Here is a 15,139-nt window from a genome sequence, read left to right as displayed (position 1 = left end):
TAGATGATATGAAGAATTTGCTTATTTCCCTGCTGCTCTGTATCCTGGCAATGGGAGCACAGGCACAACGGCAGCCTCGCCTGGAGCATCGTGATAATAGTACGGCTAGGATTGTTGTCAACGATAGGCCTATGCTGATGATTGGTGGTGAGTTGGGTAACTCGTCAGCCTCGACGCCAGAGGACGTGAAGCGTACGTTTTCGCATCTCCACAAGATGGGACTCAACACTGTGCTCGTTCCCGTGTCGTGGGAGTTGATTGAGCCCCAAGAAGGTGAGTTCGACATGGGGACGCTCGACGTGATTCTGAGCGAAGCAAGGCATAACGAACTGAAAGTGGTGCTGTTGTGGTTTGGGGCTTGGAAAAACTCGATGAGTTGCTATGCGCCAGAGTGGTTTAAGCGAGACGTGAAGCGCTTCCCTCGTGCACATACGTCTGAAGGGGTGCCCGTTGAGGAGGCTTCTTCGCTGAGTAAGAATGTGCTGGAGGCCGACAAGCGCGCCTTCTGTCATGTGATGGCGTATCTACGTGATCATGATGCTCTGGAGCAGACGGTGATCATGGTGCAGGTGGAGAATGAGATCGGTATGATTGAGGTGCCGCGCGACTATTCGGCGAATGCGACGCGGTTGTACCAGAGCGCTGTGCCCAAGCAGCTGACCGACTATCTGAAGAGGCATCAGGAGTCGCTGCACCCTTATCTGAAAGAGAAACTGCAGCCGCAGGCTAAAGCGGGTGCCAACTGGGCGCAGTTGTTTGGGGATGACATCTATACGGAGGAGATCTTCCAGACGTGGACCTACGCCACCTATGTGGAGCAGATAGCCAAGGCGGGACGTGAAATCTACAATCTGCCAATGTACGTTAATGTGGCTCTCAACAGCCGCGACCGGAAGCCTGGGCAATATCCGTCGGGCGGTCCGTTGGCTCATCTCATCGACCTGTGGCATTGTGGGGCTCCATCTATCGATGTGCTGGGGGTGGATATCTACGACAAGGGCATCAAGTCGTGGCTGGCAAAATACCACCAGCCCAACAATCCGCTCTTCGTGCCAGAGATACGACTGGAGGATAAAGACGCGATGTATGCTCTCTACGCCTTCGGGCATCATGGGGCGATGGGGTTCTGTCCGTTCAGCATCGAGAACTATCCGCTCACAACGGTTTCTAATGCCAACGACTGGAAGCAGATGGATATCTCGCAAGATGACCAGCTCAATACCTTCTCTGCCGTAGGCACATCGCGGTCGCCGCTTGTGGCTGCCTACCAGCTGTTGCGACAGGCAGAACCGTTGATTCTTGAGCGACAGGGCACGAAAGATATGGATGCTGTGCTGCTCGACAACGAACAGCGAGAGGCTGAGATCGTCACTGCTGATGGTTTCCGCTTCACCATCAGACATAGTTATTCGCTGGGTTGGGAACCAGGTGCGAAGGATGCGGAATGGCCAGAGACGGCTTGCATCATCTTAAGACTGGGTAAAGAGGATTATTTGGTGATAGGCAGTGGGGTGGTGGTTACCTTTCAGCAGCGCATCGGGTTGGCGAAATGCGAGGAGGTGGAGATCGTTGATGGCAAACAGCGCATCATCCGTCATCTGAATGGCGACCAGACGCATCAAGGTCGTCATGTGCGCATACCCGTAGGAGCATTCCAGATTCAACACTTCAAATTATACAGATACTGATGAGAAAGAACTTGCTTATTTTCCTGCTACTCTGCCTTCTGACAATGGGAGCGCAGGCACAACTGAAACCTCGTGTGGTGATCTTGACTGACATCGGACAACCGGATCTTGAACCTGATGATACGGAGTCGCTGGTGCATCTGCTTTGCTATGCCGACCAACTGGAGATTGAGGGTATCATCACCTCGACGGGCTGGAACTGCGACCCTTATCCCACGAAGAGCGCTGCCTATCGTGATTCGGTGGTAGAGGCTTACGGGGCGGATGTGCATAACCTGATGAAACGATCTGACCAAATGGCTTTTCTCAGCTTAGAGAAAGAGAACGGTTGTCAGGAGATGGGCTACTGGCCAAGTGTGGAGTACATTCGTAGCCGGAGTGTGATGGGTAGTCAACGGGCTGGCATCAAGGTGATTGGCAGCGACAACGACAGCGAGGGTAGCGAACTGATTATCCGTCTGGCTGACGAGAAGGATGAGCGCCCCATCTGGGTTTGTGCGTGGGGTGGTGCCAACACATTGGCTCAGGCGATCTGGAAGGTGAAGCAGACGCGCACGCCCGAACAGCTGAAGGCGTTTCTGCATAAGTTCCGTCTATACACCATCACTGATCAGGATATGGTGTATGCAATGCGCATGAATCTGGCATACAGCTCTCATCAGTGGATGCGCAGGGAGTTTGCCAGAGATCTTCTGTTTGTGTGGGATGAAGGCACATGGCAGTTGCAATGCAGTCTCGGACAGGATTACTGGCAGCTGATCAGAACGCAGATTCAGGGACATGCCACTTTGGGCAGACAGTATCCTGATTATAAATATGGTGTGGAGGGTGATACACCTTCGTTTCTGAACGTAATTCCCAATGGTCTGCACAATCCTGAAGAACCGATGCAGGTGGGTTGGGGCGGTTATCATATTTGGACAATGACCAAGGACCCGACAACCTGTGCGTGGACCAGTTGGCAGGAGCCTGTGAAGAGCATCTCGGAAACGTATTACAGACAGTTCTATCCTTCACAACTTAACGACTTCATCGCCCGCATCGAATGGGCTGAGAAGGGACAGGGTAACCGCAATCCGGTAGCTGTCGTCAATGGTGAGAACGGAACTGATGCTATCGTCATCATGGCAAAGGCTGGGCAGACCATCAGTCTCGACGCTTCTGCGTCATTCGACCCCGATGGTGATGAACTCACCTTCAAATGGTGGCAACAGGATGGTATCAGTCAGGCAAAGGCAACTGTCAGCAATGCCACTTCTTCGACAGTTAAAGTGGACATGCCAACAACTTTTGCAAACGATGAGATTCACATCATCTGCGAGGTACACGACCAAAGCAAGTACGCCTTGCCCGCTTATCGCAGAGTCATCATCAAACCGACAGAATGACGAATTTGAAATAGGTGCAGGTAATGACAAATTGATATAACGTAGTCTCATATCACTTTGAAGTGAACCCAGAAAGTTGGACACAACTGAAAGGATATGTTATTTTTTGTCCATTTTTTCAAAGAAAAATATTATCTTTGCATTTGTATTTAAAAGCAGTTCTCGAAGAGAAAGGAAAAATCCTGCAAATGGTTATCTAGGCGACATGGAGCAAAAGATTAAACCAAATACATCGATATAATCCCAAAACAACAAAAAAATGACTTACAAGAAATCTATTCTATTAACCGGTTGTGCTCTCTTTGCATTGGCAATTCAGGCACAGGTAACTATCGACATCGATACCCAGCAGCGCGGACCGAAGGTTAGTCCGATGCTCTATGGAATCTTCTATGAAGATATCAACCACGCAGCCGACGGCGGTATCTATGCCGAGTTGATACGCAACCGCTCGTTTGAAGACGGACCACGCTATGGCGCCCCTGCCGATATGCAGGGATGGACGACCGATGCTACCGTTCCTTCTCTGTTGTCGGCAAAACTCATACAACCCTCTAAAAAGACACCGTTGCTCAACAGCGTGCAGCATAATGCCTTGGAACTGACAGTCAGGGCCTCAAAGGAATCTCCCATACGCTTGGTGAATGAGGGTTTCTGGGGAATTAATGCCGTGCAAGGGCGCAGCTATCATCTCACATTCTGGGCAAAAGCCTTGAAATATCAAGGTAACGTGAAGGCTATGCTCTACTCGCATGACGGCTCACAGATATATGCCGAGACTATGGTAAGCAGTCTTTCTTCCTCTAATTCAAAGGGCTGGAAGAAGTATGAGGCTACGCTCACAGCTGATGGCAATGATCCTAAGGCACGGTTTGCGCTGGTCTTCGATGGCGTGGGACAGGTACAGCTTGACATGGTAAGCCTTTTCCCTCCAACCTTCAAGAATCGCGAAAACGGCATGCGTCCCGATCTTGCCAATATGCTGTGGCAGATGCATCCTAAATTCATGCGCTTCCCCGGCGGATGCTTTGTAGAGGGACAGGAGAGTCCTGATAACGCCTTCCGATGGGAGCGCACCATAGGACCGATAGAAGAACGTGAAGGGCATTGGAACGTGAACTGGGGATACCGCACAACCGACGGACTCGGTTATCACGAATATCTACAACTGGCAGAGGACCTGAACGCCAAGCCGCTCTATGTAGTAAACGTAGGACTATGGCACGGTGGTATGACTCCATACGACAACATACAGCCGTGGATTGACGAATGTATGAATGCCTTGGAGTATGCCAATGGTCCCGTCACTTCGAAATATGGTGCCTTACGCGCCAAGAACGGGCACCCTGAACCATTCGGAATAGAATATATAGAGGTGGGAAACGAGAACAACCAGCCTGATCCCAATCAACAGAGTGACCACTACTATGAGCGTTATGAGCAGTTCTATAAAGCCATACGTGAAAAGTACCCTGAGATGAAAATCATAGGAAACGTGGTCGCATGGGGCGATGACAACCCGAAGTGGAACAGCAAGCTGCCTGTGGATCTGCTTGACGAGCATTACTATCGCTCACCTGACTGGTTTGCTGCCGCTTTCCACAAATACGACAGCTATGACCGTCAAGGGCCAAAGGTATATGTGGGCGAATATGCTGTAACAAACGGCTACGGCAATCTGGGCAATATGAATGCAGCCCTTGGCGAGGCTGTATATATGATGGGAATGGAGAATAACTCTGACGTAGTCGAATTAGCTTCCTATGCGCCAATCTTCGTCAATGAGAACGATGCCCGCTGGCGTCCTGACATGATACGTTTCAATAGCAGTCGTGTAATGGGCACCCCAAGCTACTACGTTCAGCAGCTCATGCCTCAGCATCTGGGCACCCAGGTAGTGAAGGTGGTACAGAACAATCCCTACAAGGATGTGGCACGAAAACCTCTTACTCCCAAGCAGAGCCGTGTAGGATTCGGCACATGGAGCACACATGCTTCTTTCGAAACCGTCAAGGAATACGATTATGTCAAGGGCGACTGGAACAAAGAAGGTAATATCGTTCGACAGACAGGGCTGAAGGATGCCACCCTATGTATAGAGAAGAATGTTATCGACAGCGACCACTACACATGTAAGTTCCGCGCACGCAAAGACGAGGGAGTAGAAGGATTCATCATCATCTTCAACTATGTGGACGACAAGAACTACTGTTGGGTGAACTTCGGAGGATGGACAAACTCACAGCATGCCATAGAGCAAATCAGCAATGGCGGAAAGCTGCTGACCGCAAGTAAGCGAGGACATATCGAGTCTGGACGCTGGTATGATGTAACCCTTCAGGTGGCAGGAGATAGCGTCAAGGCATGGCTCGACAACGAACTTGTCTTCGACACGGTCTTGAAGCATGATGAAACGAAAGGAATCTTCTCGTCTGCCACTATCGACGATGCCACAGGTGAACTTATCGTAAAGGTCGCAAATACCAGCGATGTCGCAACAACCGCCAACGTCAACCTCAAGAATTTCACACCGGCATCAGCCCGAGTAGTACGCTTGGCAGCCAACGATGGTATGGAAGAGAACACGCTCGATGCCCCTACCACCATTCACCCTGTGGAGCAGTTACTCTCCCCAGAGAACAATAGCGTTCAGTTTGATGTACCTCCATACTCGCTGAACATCATTCGGCTTACAGCTCCAGCCAAGCCCTAACAAGCGTTAGAGAAATAAATAACGTCAGTTGAAATAGATCAATTTACACTCGCGGTAGAAATACTGTGCCAAAATAGCTTGAAAAACTGGTACAAACAAATATACAACTTGAAGTGTTAAAATACAAAAAGTCCCTCATTTAGAGGGACTTAGTTCAAATTACTCCAAGTTGCTCAGAGTTGTTTATAAGGGGTCACTTGCCCACGCAAAAGTTTTTAAAGATATTTCCTAAGACTTCATTGGGAGTTATCTGACCACCGGTTATCTCTGAGAGGGTATCGAGCGCCTGACGAAGATCCTCGCTAAGGAGGTCACCGCTGAGTTGCATCTGAAGACCATCGATGACACGCTGGATGCAGTCACGAGAACGGGTCAGCGCATCATAATGACGGGCATTGGTGACGATGATATCGTTGTCGGTAAGGGCTGGAATATCAGCTGCTTCATAGATGGCCTTCTCCAAATCCTCAATGCCCGTGCCATACTTGGCGCTAATAGCCACTAATGGTGAATTTAACAAATTGTAACTATTGTCATTTATCTTATCTGACTTATTACGAACTACGATAAGTTTTTTATTTTCAGTACGTTTCAATAATTCATTAACCTCTTCATCTGAAGGTTCTTCGTCGATAATCCAAAGAACGATACGCGCCTTATCGATGGCAGCATACGTACGACTGATACCTATCTGTTCTACCGTATCTTGTGTTTGACGGATACCTGCCGTATCGATAAAACGGAAGGTTACGCCCTGAATATCGATGGTATCTTCAATCGTATCGCGAGTGGTACCGTGGATATCCGAAACGATGGCTCGATCATCTTTCAAGAGTGCATTCAGCAGAGTAGATTTTCCAACGTTCGTCTTGCCTACAATAGCCACAGGGATACCCTGCTTTAGTGCCTGGCCCATTTCGAAAGAACGCGCCAACTTGGTGATATGCGTGTCAATTTCTTTGCTAAGCGCCAAAAGCTCGCTACGGTCAGCAAATTCCAGGTCCTCGTGGTCAGAGAAGTCAAGCTCCAACTCCAGCAACGACGTGAGTTTGAGCAGCTGTTCGCGCAATTGCGAAAGCTTAGAAGAAAAATGCCCCCTAAGCTGACTCAGTGCCACCTGGTGGGTAGCCTGATTGGTAGACGCAATCAAATCAGCCACAGCCTCAGCCTGCGTCAGATCCATCTTACCGTTAAGATAGGCACGCTGCGTAAATTCGCCGGGAAGAGCCATACGACATCCATGCTGAATCAGCAAATCCAACACCCTATTTAATATGTAGCGCGAGCCATGACAGGAGATCTCCGCACTCTCCTCGCCAGTATATGAGTGAGGAGCCCTAAACACGCTCACCAAGACCTCATCAACAAGGTTGGAGGTTGGAGATTGGAGGTTGGAGGTTTTGTCGACGATGTGTCCGTAGTGGACGGTATTTGGCTGGGCCGTTGTCAAGTCTTTAGTGAATATACGAGAAAGAATCTCAAGCGACTGAGCACCTGAGATTCTTATGATTCCTAATGCGCCACCCGGGGCGGTGGCCAACGCACATATTGTATCGACAGACATTAAATATCAAACATTAAAGATTAAATGCGGTCGAGTACTTTCTGAATCAGCGTATCAATAGAGTTCTTATACTCGGTATTCATCTCCTTGGCGTAACGGTTGGCAATCACCATACAGCAAGTCATGGCACGATGGCCAAGCAAAGCAGCCAAACCAGCAAGGGCAGAAGATTCCATCTCAAAGTTGCAAATCTTCATACCTTCATATTCGAACGCCTCAATCTTCTCATTCTGCTGTGGGTCAGCAATATCAGCACGCAACTGACGTCCCTGAGGACCATAGAAACCACCACAAGCCACCGTGTAGCCCTTAACCATATCGTCGCCAGCTACCTGTTCTATCAGGTCGGCATCAGCTACAGCCACATAAGGTGCGCCCTTGATGGGATCCCACTTCATATGCTCACAGAAAGCCTTCTCCATCGGTACATCACACACCACGTTACGTCCTGCATAGTAGTTCAGCAGGCCATCAAAGCCGATGCTCTTCACAGAGGCCACGAAACAGCCCGTTGGCGTGAAAGGCTGCAAACCGCCACAGGTACCGATGCGAACCATCGTGAGCGTGCGATGCTCATCCTTCTCCATACGCGTGGTATAGTCGATATTAGCCAGCGTATCAAGCTCGTTGACCACGATATCAATATTATCACAACCTATGCCGTGACTCTGAACGGTGATGCGCTTGCCCTTATAGGTACCGGTAATAGTATGGAACTCACGACTGCTTACCTCGTGCTCTATCGTATCGAAATGAGCAGCAACAGTATTTACTCGGGCTGGATCGCCCACAAGCACTACACGATCGGCCAGGAACTCTGGCTTCAGATGCAGATGGAAACAAGAGCCGTCCTCATTGATAATCAGTTCTGAGGGGGCAAAAATTTTCTTTTCGTTTGTCATAGTCTTATAAGGATTTGTTAGTTACTTTTATACTGTTTATTATGTACTTCCTTTTCTACGCGACGTATCTCCAGTTGCAGCGCCTCCAGTTCCTTCTCGCTGGTCAGTATCTCCTGAGTCAGCGTCTGGCGGTCGTTCTTTGAAGCACGCGCATAATAGTTGCGTGCCAGCAGGAGCGCCTTTTCCAGTACAGCTGCCTGATGACGCAAGTTGTCCAGTTCAGAAGAACCACCCTTCTTTGCCTGCAACTGCGTTGTCTTTGCCTTCACCTCATTCAGACGAGCCAAAGCCTGCTGACGGGTAGCCTTATCCGTCCATGTATCAGCAATACGACTGATATCTGCCAAGGCACGCATCTGGGCATCAGAATAAGCCTCCGACTGATAACTCTTTCGCGTCTCGTTAGGGATGAAGACGTAAATACACACCTTCCCCGCAGGCTGACGGCGATCCGTCACAAAATAACCCAGATTATTCACCTCGTCGATGGCATAGAGGTAGTCATTTGCCGTAGAAGAGAACGGCATGCCAATATTCTCGGCCTTGAGAAAAGAGCCAGTCTCCGGGTCATAGCGTGTGACAAAGATATCATACCCGCCAATACTCTGCTCACCCTTCTGGGCAAAATAGAACGTCACGCCATCCGGCATCAGGAACGGGTAATTGGCTGACGAGTCAGAAATACCCCCGACCCTTACAGGTGCTGTCCATTGATTAGCTATATAGTCGCTCTGTGCAATATGTATGCACGAATCCTTCTTGTCGAAATAAGCCGTCAGACGATGATCCTTCAGTTCATTGGTAAACTGTCCCAGGGAGTCCGTCTGTTCCAACAGTCCTGCATCCGCCGAAAGGGGGATACGACTGATGAAATGACGCTTGTCAACCACCATACTGTCGATAAACATCACCTTCTGTGTAGCTGCAAGCATCTGCTGGATGCGAGGGTCTTCAACCTTCACTTCCTTCTTGGCAGTTTTCTTCTTGACGACCTTACGTGGACGACCTGCCTGAGTAGCTGTAGTCAGCAGGAAGAGTCCCATAAGAAGCATTACGTATCTTTTCATTTGCGTCTTTGTTTCACTTTAAAAAGCAAAGATACAAATAATAATTGACAAACACCAAAATTATTAACTGAATTTAAGATATGTCCACCAGTTTACCTGCGCGCACGATTGCATTCCACAGACTATGACGGGCCTCAGGATTCATCTGCTGAATCTGTTCGAAGAGCTGTCGCATATCATCACGATGCGACACCGTCTCGTAGGGACAGAGTTTTACCTGCTTCTCATAGCCCCTCAACTCCGCATAGCGACGGATATCATTCTCCTCAACCATACAGAGCGGACGGATGATGCTCAGGGGCATCTTTCGCATCTTGAGCAAAGCAGGCATCGTATCAAAACGTCCCTGATAGAACTGGTTCATCAAGCAGGTATGCAACAAGTCATCCTGATGATGTCCCAAGGCAATCTTGTTGCCCCCCAGCTCCTGCGCCAGATTAAAAAGCTGCTTACGGCGGTTCCACGAACAGAGGAAACATGGCGGCTTTTGCTTGAGTTGAGAATTGGGAGTTGAGAACGGAGAGGTATGATTAGCAGGCGTGGCAGAGAAGCTGGTTGTGACGATATGCAATGGCACATCCAACTCCTTGCAGAACTGCTCCAGATAATCCGTCGAGGTTTCGTACGAGATATTCTCCATACGTACATGGATAGCCTCAACACGGAATCTGGGCTGGTCTATCTTAGCCCGTTTGCCCAACATCTCAAGCAGACATAGCGAATCTTTTCCGCCCGACAACCCCACAAGGACATGATCACCATCCTCAAGAAGATGGTAAGTGACAAAAGCCTTAACGAAGCGTTCGCGAATGCGTTTTTCTAGCAGGTCAACCTCTGTGCGCATCTTCGTTCTATTTCATGAACACCAGATAGACGGCACAGATAATCAGCAGGAAAGCCAGGATATGGTTCCAATGGAGACTTTGCCCCTGAAACATGATATTAGCAATGACTGCGAAGACAGCCAGCGAGATACACTCCTGTACAACCTTCAACTGCACCAATGAGAAAGGACCGCCATTTCCCAAGAAGCCAATACGATTGGCTGGCACCTGACAGCAGTATTCCAGGAAAGCGATACCCCATGAGAAGAGTATCACACCAATAAGCGGCCAGTTGCTTGAAGTTCCTGACTCCTGAAGTTTCAAATGCCCATACCAAGCAAGCGTCATAAAGACATTGCTTAGTATGAGCAAAAGAATAGTATAAAAACCGTTCATTTCTTCTGTAAATAATCATCCATATTCTGAGCAGCACGACGTCCGTCACCCATAGCCAGGATAACAGTAGCACCACCACGCACGATGTCACCACCTGCGAAGATCTCTGCACGATTAGACTGCATACCCTCGTTAACCACGATGGTATTCTTGCGACCCAGTTCCAGTCCCTCGATACTCTTTGGAACCAATGGGTTAGGACTAACGCCTACAGCAACGACCACCTGATCGACATCGAGCGTCACCGTCTTGCCCTCCACAGGAACAGGACTGCGACGTCCACTGGCATCGGGCTCACCCAACTCCATAACCTGCAGCACGGCAGCCTTCACAGCACCAGCCTCATCAGTCAGATACTCTATAGGATTATGCAGACAGAGGAAGTTGATACCCTCTTCCTTGGCATGCTTCACCTCCTCCAGACGGGCAGGCATCTCCTGTTCGCTGCGACGATAAACCAATGTTACCTCAGCGCCCAGACGCTTAGCCGTACGACAAGAGTCCATAGCCGTGTTACCACCACCTACAACGAGTACTTTCTTACCCAGGTTGATAGGCGTATCGGTAGCAGGATTAGCAGCATCCATCAGGTTCACACGCGTCAGGTATTCGTTTGACGACATGATATTGATAGCATTCTCACCAGGGATATTCATGAAGTTGGGCAGACCGGCACCAGAACCTACGAAGATGCCCTTAAAGCCCTGCTGCTCAAGTGTCTCTACGCTGATTGTCTTACCAACAATCACGTCGGTCTGGAAGTGAACGCCCATTTTAGACAGGTTCTCAATCTCCACATCCACAATCTTATTGGGCAGACGGAACTCTGGGATACCATATTTCAGCACACCGCCAATCTCATGCAGCGCCTCGAAGACATACACATCATAGCCCTTCTTCACCATATCGCCAGCAAAGCTCAGTCCGGCAGGACCAGAACCCACAACAGCAATCTTGATGCCGTTAGAAGGAGCTATCTCAGGCAGGGAGATATTGCCGCTCTCACGCTCATAGTCGGCAGCAAAGCGCTCCAGATAACCGATAGCCACAGCGGGCTCGTTCATCTTCAGGTGAATACACTTGCTCTCACACTGCTTCTCCTGCGGACAAACACGTCCACAGACAGCAGGCAGGGCAGATGTATTCTTCAGCACCTTGGCTGCAGCCAGGAATTCACCACGCTCGATATTCTTCACAAACGAAGGGATATTGATATTCACAGGACAGCCTTCAACACATGAGGGTTTAGCGCAGTCAAGACAACGCTTAGCCTCCGTCATCGCCATCTCCTTGGTCAGACCAATGTTAACCTCCTCAGTACGTGTGGTAGCACGATAAACAGGATCGAGCTCAGGCATCTTCACACGCTCTATCTGCGTACGCTCCTTGGGCTTCATTGAAGCACGCAGTTCCTTACGCCACTCGGCATCACGGTCAGTGAGGACCTCGATGGGGTCAACAGAGGCTTTGGCCTGAGCGGTAGCAAATTCTTCACTCTTCACTTTTACCTCTTCCTTTCCATCCAAGTGCTCCTGGAAATGCTCCATCTCCTCCTGTTCAGCCTTCTTGAAGGTACCCATGCGCTTGAACATCTCGTCCCAGTCAACCAGGGCGCCGTCAAACTCAGGACCATCGATACATACGAACTTTGTCTTACCACCAATCGTCAGACGACAGGCACCACACATACCCGTACCATCAACCATAATGGTATTCAGCGAAACCTCACAGGGGATATTATGCTTCTGGGCGGTAAGATTAGAGAATTTCATCATGATTGGAGGACCGATAGCAAACACCTTGTCCACATGCTCCTGTTCAATGAATTTCTCAATACCTACGGTAACGACACCTTTCTCACCATAAGAACCGTCATCGGTCATGATGATTACCTCGTCAGAACTCTCGCGAACCTTGTCTTCCAGGATAATCAAGTCCTTGGAACGACCAGCCATCACAGACAGCACACGGTTGCCAGCAGCTTTCAGTGCCTGAATGATTGGCAGCATCGGAGCAACGCCCAGACCACCACCAGCGCAAACTACCGTACCGAATTTCTCTATATGCGTGGGATTTCCCAGAGGACCTACGATATCCGTGACGTAATCGCCCTCGTTCAACATACACAGTTTCTTTGAAGAGAGACCCACCTGCTGTACTACCAGCGTGATAGTGCCTTTGTCTTTGTCGGCACCAGCAATGGTGAGGGGCATACGCTCACCTTTCTGTCCGACACGTACAATCACAAAGTTGCCTGCCTTGCGGCTGTTAGCAATAAGCGGAGCTTCAATCTCGAAAAGGAACACCTTTTCAGAGAACTGCTCTTTTCTGACGATTTTATTCATAATTCAGGTTTATTGTAACCAAATTGTTTAATAATTGGCTGCAAAGGTAACAAATTGTTTTGAATTAACCATACTTTTTACGAAAAAAGATGCAAACATATACTTATGCTTGCATCTTTATTCATAACCTATATGTATTAGTCAATCATTTCGAAACCTGTGTAGGGCACGAGTGCTGCAGGAATCTTGATGCCACTCTCTGTCTGGTTGTTCTCCAGCAGGGCAGCCACGATACGGGGCAGAGCCAGAGCCGAGCCATTCAGCGTGTGACAGAGTTCCGTCTTCTTGGTCTCGCTGTTACGATAGCGGCACTTCAGACGGTTGGCCTGATAGGTGTCGAAGTTTGATACAGACGAAACCTCGAGCCAGCGGCCCTGAGCCTCAGAGTAAACCTCGAAGTCGTAGCAGATAGAAGAGGTGAACGACTGGTCACCACCGCAGAGCAGCAGGATACGATAAGGCAACTCCAGTTTCTTCAGCAGTCCCTCAACGTGTGCCAGCATCTCCTTGTGGCTCTCCTTAGAATGCTCAGGCTTGTCGATACGCACAATCTCGATCTTAGAGAACTCATGCAGACGGTTCAGACCACGAACATCCTTACCATATGAACCAGCCTCACGACGGAAACACTCAGTATAAGCACAGTTCTTGATAGGCAGGTCCTTCTCGTCAAGGATCACGTCACGATAGATATTCGTCACAGGCACCTCGGCCGTAGGAATGAGATAGAAATCATCTACCTCGCAGTGGTACATCTGACCCTCCTTATCGGGCAACTGACCTGTGCCGTAGCCAGAGGCAGCGTTCACCACTGTAGGAGGCATAATCTCCGTATAGCCACTCTTGCGAGCCTCATCCAGGAAGAAGTTGATCAAAGCACGCTGCAAACGGGCACCCTTGCCGATATATACAGGGAATCCGGCACCAGTAATCTTCACACCCAGGTCAAAGTCGATAAGGTTGTATTTCTTGGCCAGTTCCCAGTGAGGCAGAGGATTAGCGATACCCAGTGAGGGGTTCACGTCCCAGTTGCCTACGGTATCCTTCTCCGTGCACTCCTTCAGGTTTGACTTCACCACGTGGTTATCCTCTGCGGCAGCACCCTCGGGCACCTCATCGTAGGGGATATTAGGAATCTGACAGAGCAGACGGGTCATCTCCTCCTGTGCCTGGTTCATGGTGTCCTCCAACTGCTTGTTGGTCTCCTTCATCTCGGACACCTTGGCCTTGATAGCATCAGCCTCAGCCTTCTTGCCTTCCTTCATCAAACCACCAATCTGGGCAGCCATCTTCTTGGCCTCGCTCAAGTTCTTGTCGAGTTCCTGCTGAGCCTCACGACGACGCTTGTCAACAGCCAGCACCTCGTCGATAGCCTCTTTAGCACCCTTGAAATGTTTCTTCTCCAAGCCGCGAATCACGCGCTCGGTTTCCTCAGTAATGAGTTTAAGTGTAAGCATAATCTATATTTGTTTTTTATCTTTTTATTTCAGTTCATTCAGTCGGGCGATATACTTGCCCAGGATATCAAACTCCAGGTTGACCACCGTACCTACACGGATATCCTGGAAATTCGTGTGCTCCATGGTGTAAGGGATGATAGCCACCTGGAATGAGTTTGCCGTGGGATTACATACCGTGAGCGACACGCCATTAACGGTCACCGACCCTTTATCCACCGTGAAGTAGCCACGACGTGCCATCTCGCGGTTCTCCGGATACTCGAAAGTGAAGTAAGTAGAACCGTTGGCATCCTCCATCTTGACGCACTTAGCCGTCTGGTCCACATGACCCTGAACGATATGTCCGTCCAATCGGCCATTCATCACCATCGAACGCTCCACATTCACCTTGTCGCCCACTTTCAGCAGACCCAGATTCGTGCGGTCGAGCGTCTCTTTCATGGCAGTCACCACATACTCGTTACCCTCAATCTTCACCACCGTCAGGCAGACGCCATTATGAGCCACACTCTGATCGATGCTCAGTTCACTGGTGAACGAACAAGTCAGTGTGAAGTCAATATTCTCTCTATCGTGCTTAATCGCTACTACCGTAGCAAACTCTTCAATAATTCCAGAAAACATTTAAAAAACTCCTAACTCTTAATTCTTAACTCTTAACTAAAAGAAAAAGGGACCGCCAGGGTGATGTGATGAAAACTCCTTTATCACAGGTTATGGGTGCTCTCCGTCTTTGTAATCCATCGGCATTTGGAAAACGCTTGGGTAATGGCCCGCCATCGACAAGAGAAG

Annotated in this window: 11 protein-coding genes; 3 read left to right on the top strand and 8 right to left on the bottom strand. The window is 49.3% G+C overall.

The genetic code is table 11. The features are described from left to right. Positions 1 to 8: 8 nt before the first annotated feature. The 3 genes from L6466_RS05780 (at position 9) to L6466_RS05770 (ending at position 5,789) form a co-directional block, all read left to right on the top strand. Positions 9 to 1,688, top strand: coding sequence for a GH35 family beta-galactosidase (locus L6466_RS05780; protein WP_237803499.1), 1,680 nt, complete (start codon positions 9 to 11; stop codon positions 1,686 to 1,688). After that, positions 1,688 to 3,076 (top strand): DUF1593 domain-containing protein, encoded by a 1,389-nt coding sequence (locus L6466_RS05775; protein ID WP_237793038.1) that lies wholly within the window; start codon positions 1,688 to 1,690, stop codon positions 3,074 to 3,076. Before L6466_RS05780 ends, L6466_RS05775 begins: the two co-directional genes overlap by 1 nt. Before the next feature lie 259 nt (positions 3,077 to 3,335). Continuing rightward, on the top strand, positions 3,336 to 5,789 hold the full coding sequence (locus tag L6466_RS05770) for an alpha-L-arabinofuranosidase C-terminal domain-containing protein (RefSeq protein WP_237793039.1): 2,454 nt from the start codon (positions 3,336 to 3,338) through the stop codon (positions 5,787 to 5,789). 193 nt (positions 5,790 to 5,982) lie between these two features. On the opposite strand, the gene mnmE is transcribed toward L6466_RS05770, so the two are convergent. The 8 genes from mnmE to L6466_RS05730 form a co-directional block, all read right to left on the bottom strand. Continuing rightward, entirely contained in the window at positions 5,983 to 7,353 is a 1,371-nt protein-coding gene (mnmE, locus tag L6466_RS05765; protein ID WP_237793040.1) for a tRNA uridine-5-carboxymethylaminomethyl(34) synthesis GTPase MnmE, read from the bottom strand. Between the two features lie 20 nt (positions 7,354 to 7,373). Continuing rightward, positions 7,374 to 8,255, bottom strand: coding sequence for a nucleoside phosphorylase (locus tag L6466_RS05760; protein WP_237793041.1), 882 nt, complete (start codon positions 8,253 to 8,255; stop codon positions 7,374 to 7,376). 17 nt (positions 8,256 to 8,272) lie between these two features. Beyond that, complete coding sequence (locus tag L6466_RS05755) at positions 8,273 to 9,322, bottom strand: hypothetical protein (protein ID WP_237793042.1); 1,050 nt, start codon at positions 9,320 to 9,322, stop codon at positions 8,273 to 8,275. 73 nt (positions 9,323 to 9,395) lie between these two features. Further along, positions 9,396 to 10,166 (bottom strand): tRNA 2-thiocytidine biosynthesis TtcA family protein, encoded by a 771-nt coding sequence (locus tag L6466_RS05750; protein WP_237793043.1) that lies wholly within the window; start codon positions 10,164 to 10,166, stop codon positions 9,396 to 9,398. A 7-nt stretch (positions 10,167 to 10,173) separates the two neighbouring features. Next, positions 10,174 to 10,542, bottom strand: coding sequence for a DMT family protein (locus tag L6466_RS05745; protein ID WP_237793044.1), 369 nt, complete (start codon positions 10,540 to 10,542; stop codon positions 10,174 to 10,176). After that, entirely contained in the window at positions 10,539 to 12,887 is a 2,349-nt protein-coding gene (locus tag L6466_RS05740) for a bifunctional dihydroorotate dehydrogenase B NAD binding subunit/NADPH-dependent glutamate synthase (RefSeq protein ID WP_237803500.1), read from the bottom strand. Before L6466_RS05740 ends, L6466_RS05745 begins: the two co-directional genes overlap by 4 nt. Positions 12,888 to 13,024: 137 nt before the next feature. Beyond that, positions 13,025 to 14,344 carry a serine--tRNA ligase gene (gene serS, locus L6466_RS05735; protein ID WP_237803501.1) on the bottom strand — a complete coding sequence of 440 codons (1,320 nt, stop codon included), beginning with the start codon at positions 14,342 to 14,344 and terminating at the stop codon, positions 13,025 to 13,027. 24 nt (positions 14,345 to 14,368) lie between these two features. Then, the gene (locus L6466_RS05730; protein ID WP_091854079.1) at positions 14,369 to 14,971 is read right to left on the bottom strand and encodes a riboflavin synthase; all 603 of its coding nucleotides are present in this window, start codon (positions 14,969 to 14,971) and stop codon (positions 14,369 to 14,371) included. Positions 14,972 to 15,139 lie beyond the last annotated feature (168 nt).

The organism is Prevotella communis (genome assembly GCF_022024175.1).
Lineage (GTDB): Bacteria > Bacteroidota > Bacteroidia > Bacteroidales > Bacteroidaceae > Prevotella > Prevotella communis.
This window is presented reverse-complemented; position numbering and strand designations above follow the sequence as displayed.

Coding starts and splice junctions, on each gene's coding strand:
- L6466_RS05780 (WP_237803499.1), top strand. CDS start 9: ATGAAGAATTTGCTTATTTCCCTGCTGCTCTGTATCCTGGCAATGGGA.
- L6466_RS05775 (WP_237793038.1), top strand. CDS start 1,688: ATGAGAAAGAACTTGCTTATTTTCCTGCTACTCTGCCTTCTGACAATG.
- L6466_RS05770 (WP_237793039.1), top strand. CDS start 3,336: ATGACTTACAAGAAATCTATTCTATTAACCGGTTGTGCTCTCTTTGCA.
- mnmE (WP_237793040.1), bottom strand. CDS start 7,353: ATGTCTGTCGATACAATATGTGCGTTGGCCACCGCCCCGGGTGGCGCA.
- L6466_RS05760 (WP_237793041.1), bottom strand. CDS start 8,255: ATGACAAACGAAAAGAAAATTTTTGCCCCCTCAGAACTGATTATCAAT.
- L6466_RS05755 (WP_237793042.1), bottom strand. CDS start 9,322: ATGAAAAGATACGTAATGCTTCTTATGGGACTCTTCCTGCTGACTACA.
- L6466_RS05750 (WP_237793043.1), bottom strand. CDS start 10,166: ATGCGCACAGAGGTTGACCTGCTAGAAAAACGCATTCGCGAACGCTTC.
- L6466_RS05745 (WP_237793044.1), bottom strand. CDS start 10,542: ATGAACGGTTTTTATACTATTCTTTTGCTCATACTAAGCAATGTCTTT.
- L6466_RS05740 (WP_237803500.1), bottom strand. CDS start 12,887: ATGAATAAAATCGTCAGAAAAGAGCAGTTCTCTGAAAAGGTGTTCCTT.
- serS (WP_237803501.1), bottom strand. CDS start 14,344: ATGCTTACACTTAAACTCATTACTGAGGAAACCGAGCGCGTGATTCGC.
- L6466_RS05730 (WP_091854079.1), bottom strand. CDS start 14,971: ATGTTTTCTGGAATTATTGAAGAGTTTGCTACGGTAGTAGCGATTAAG.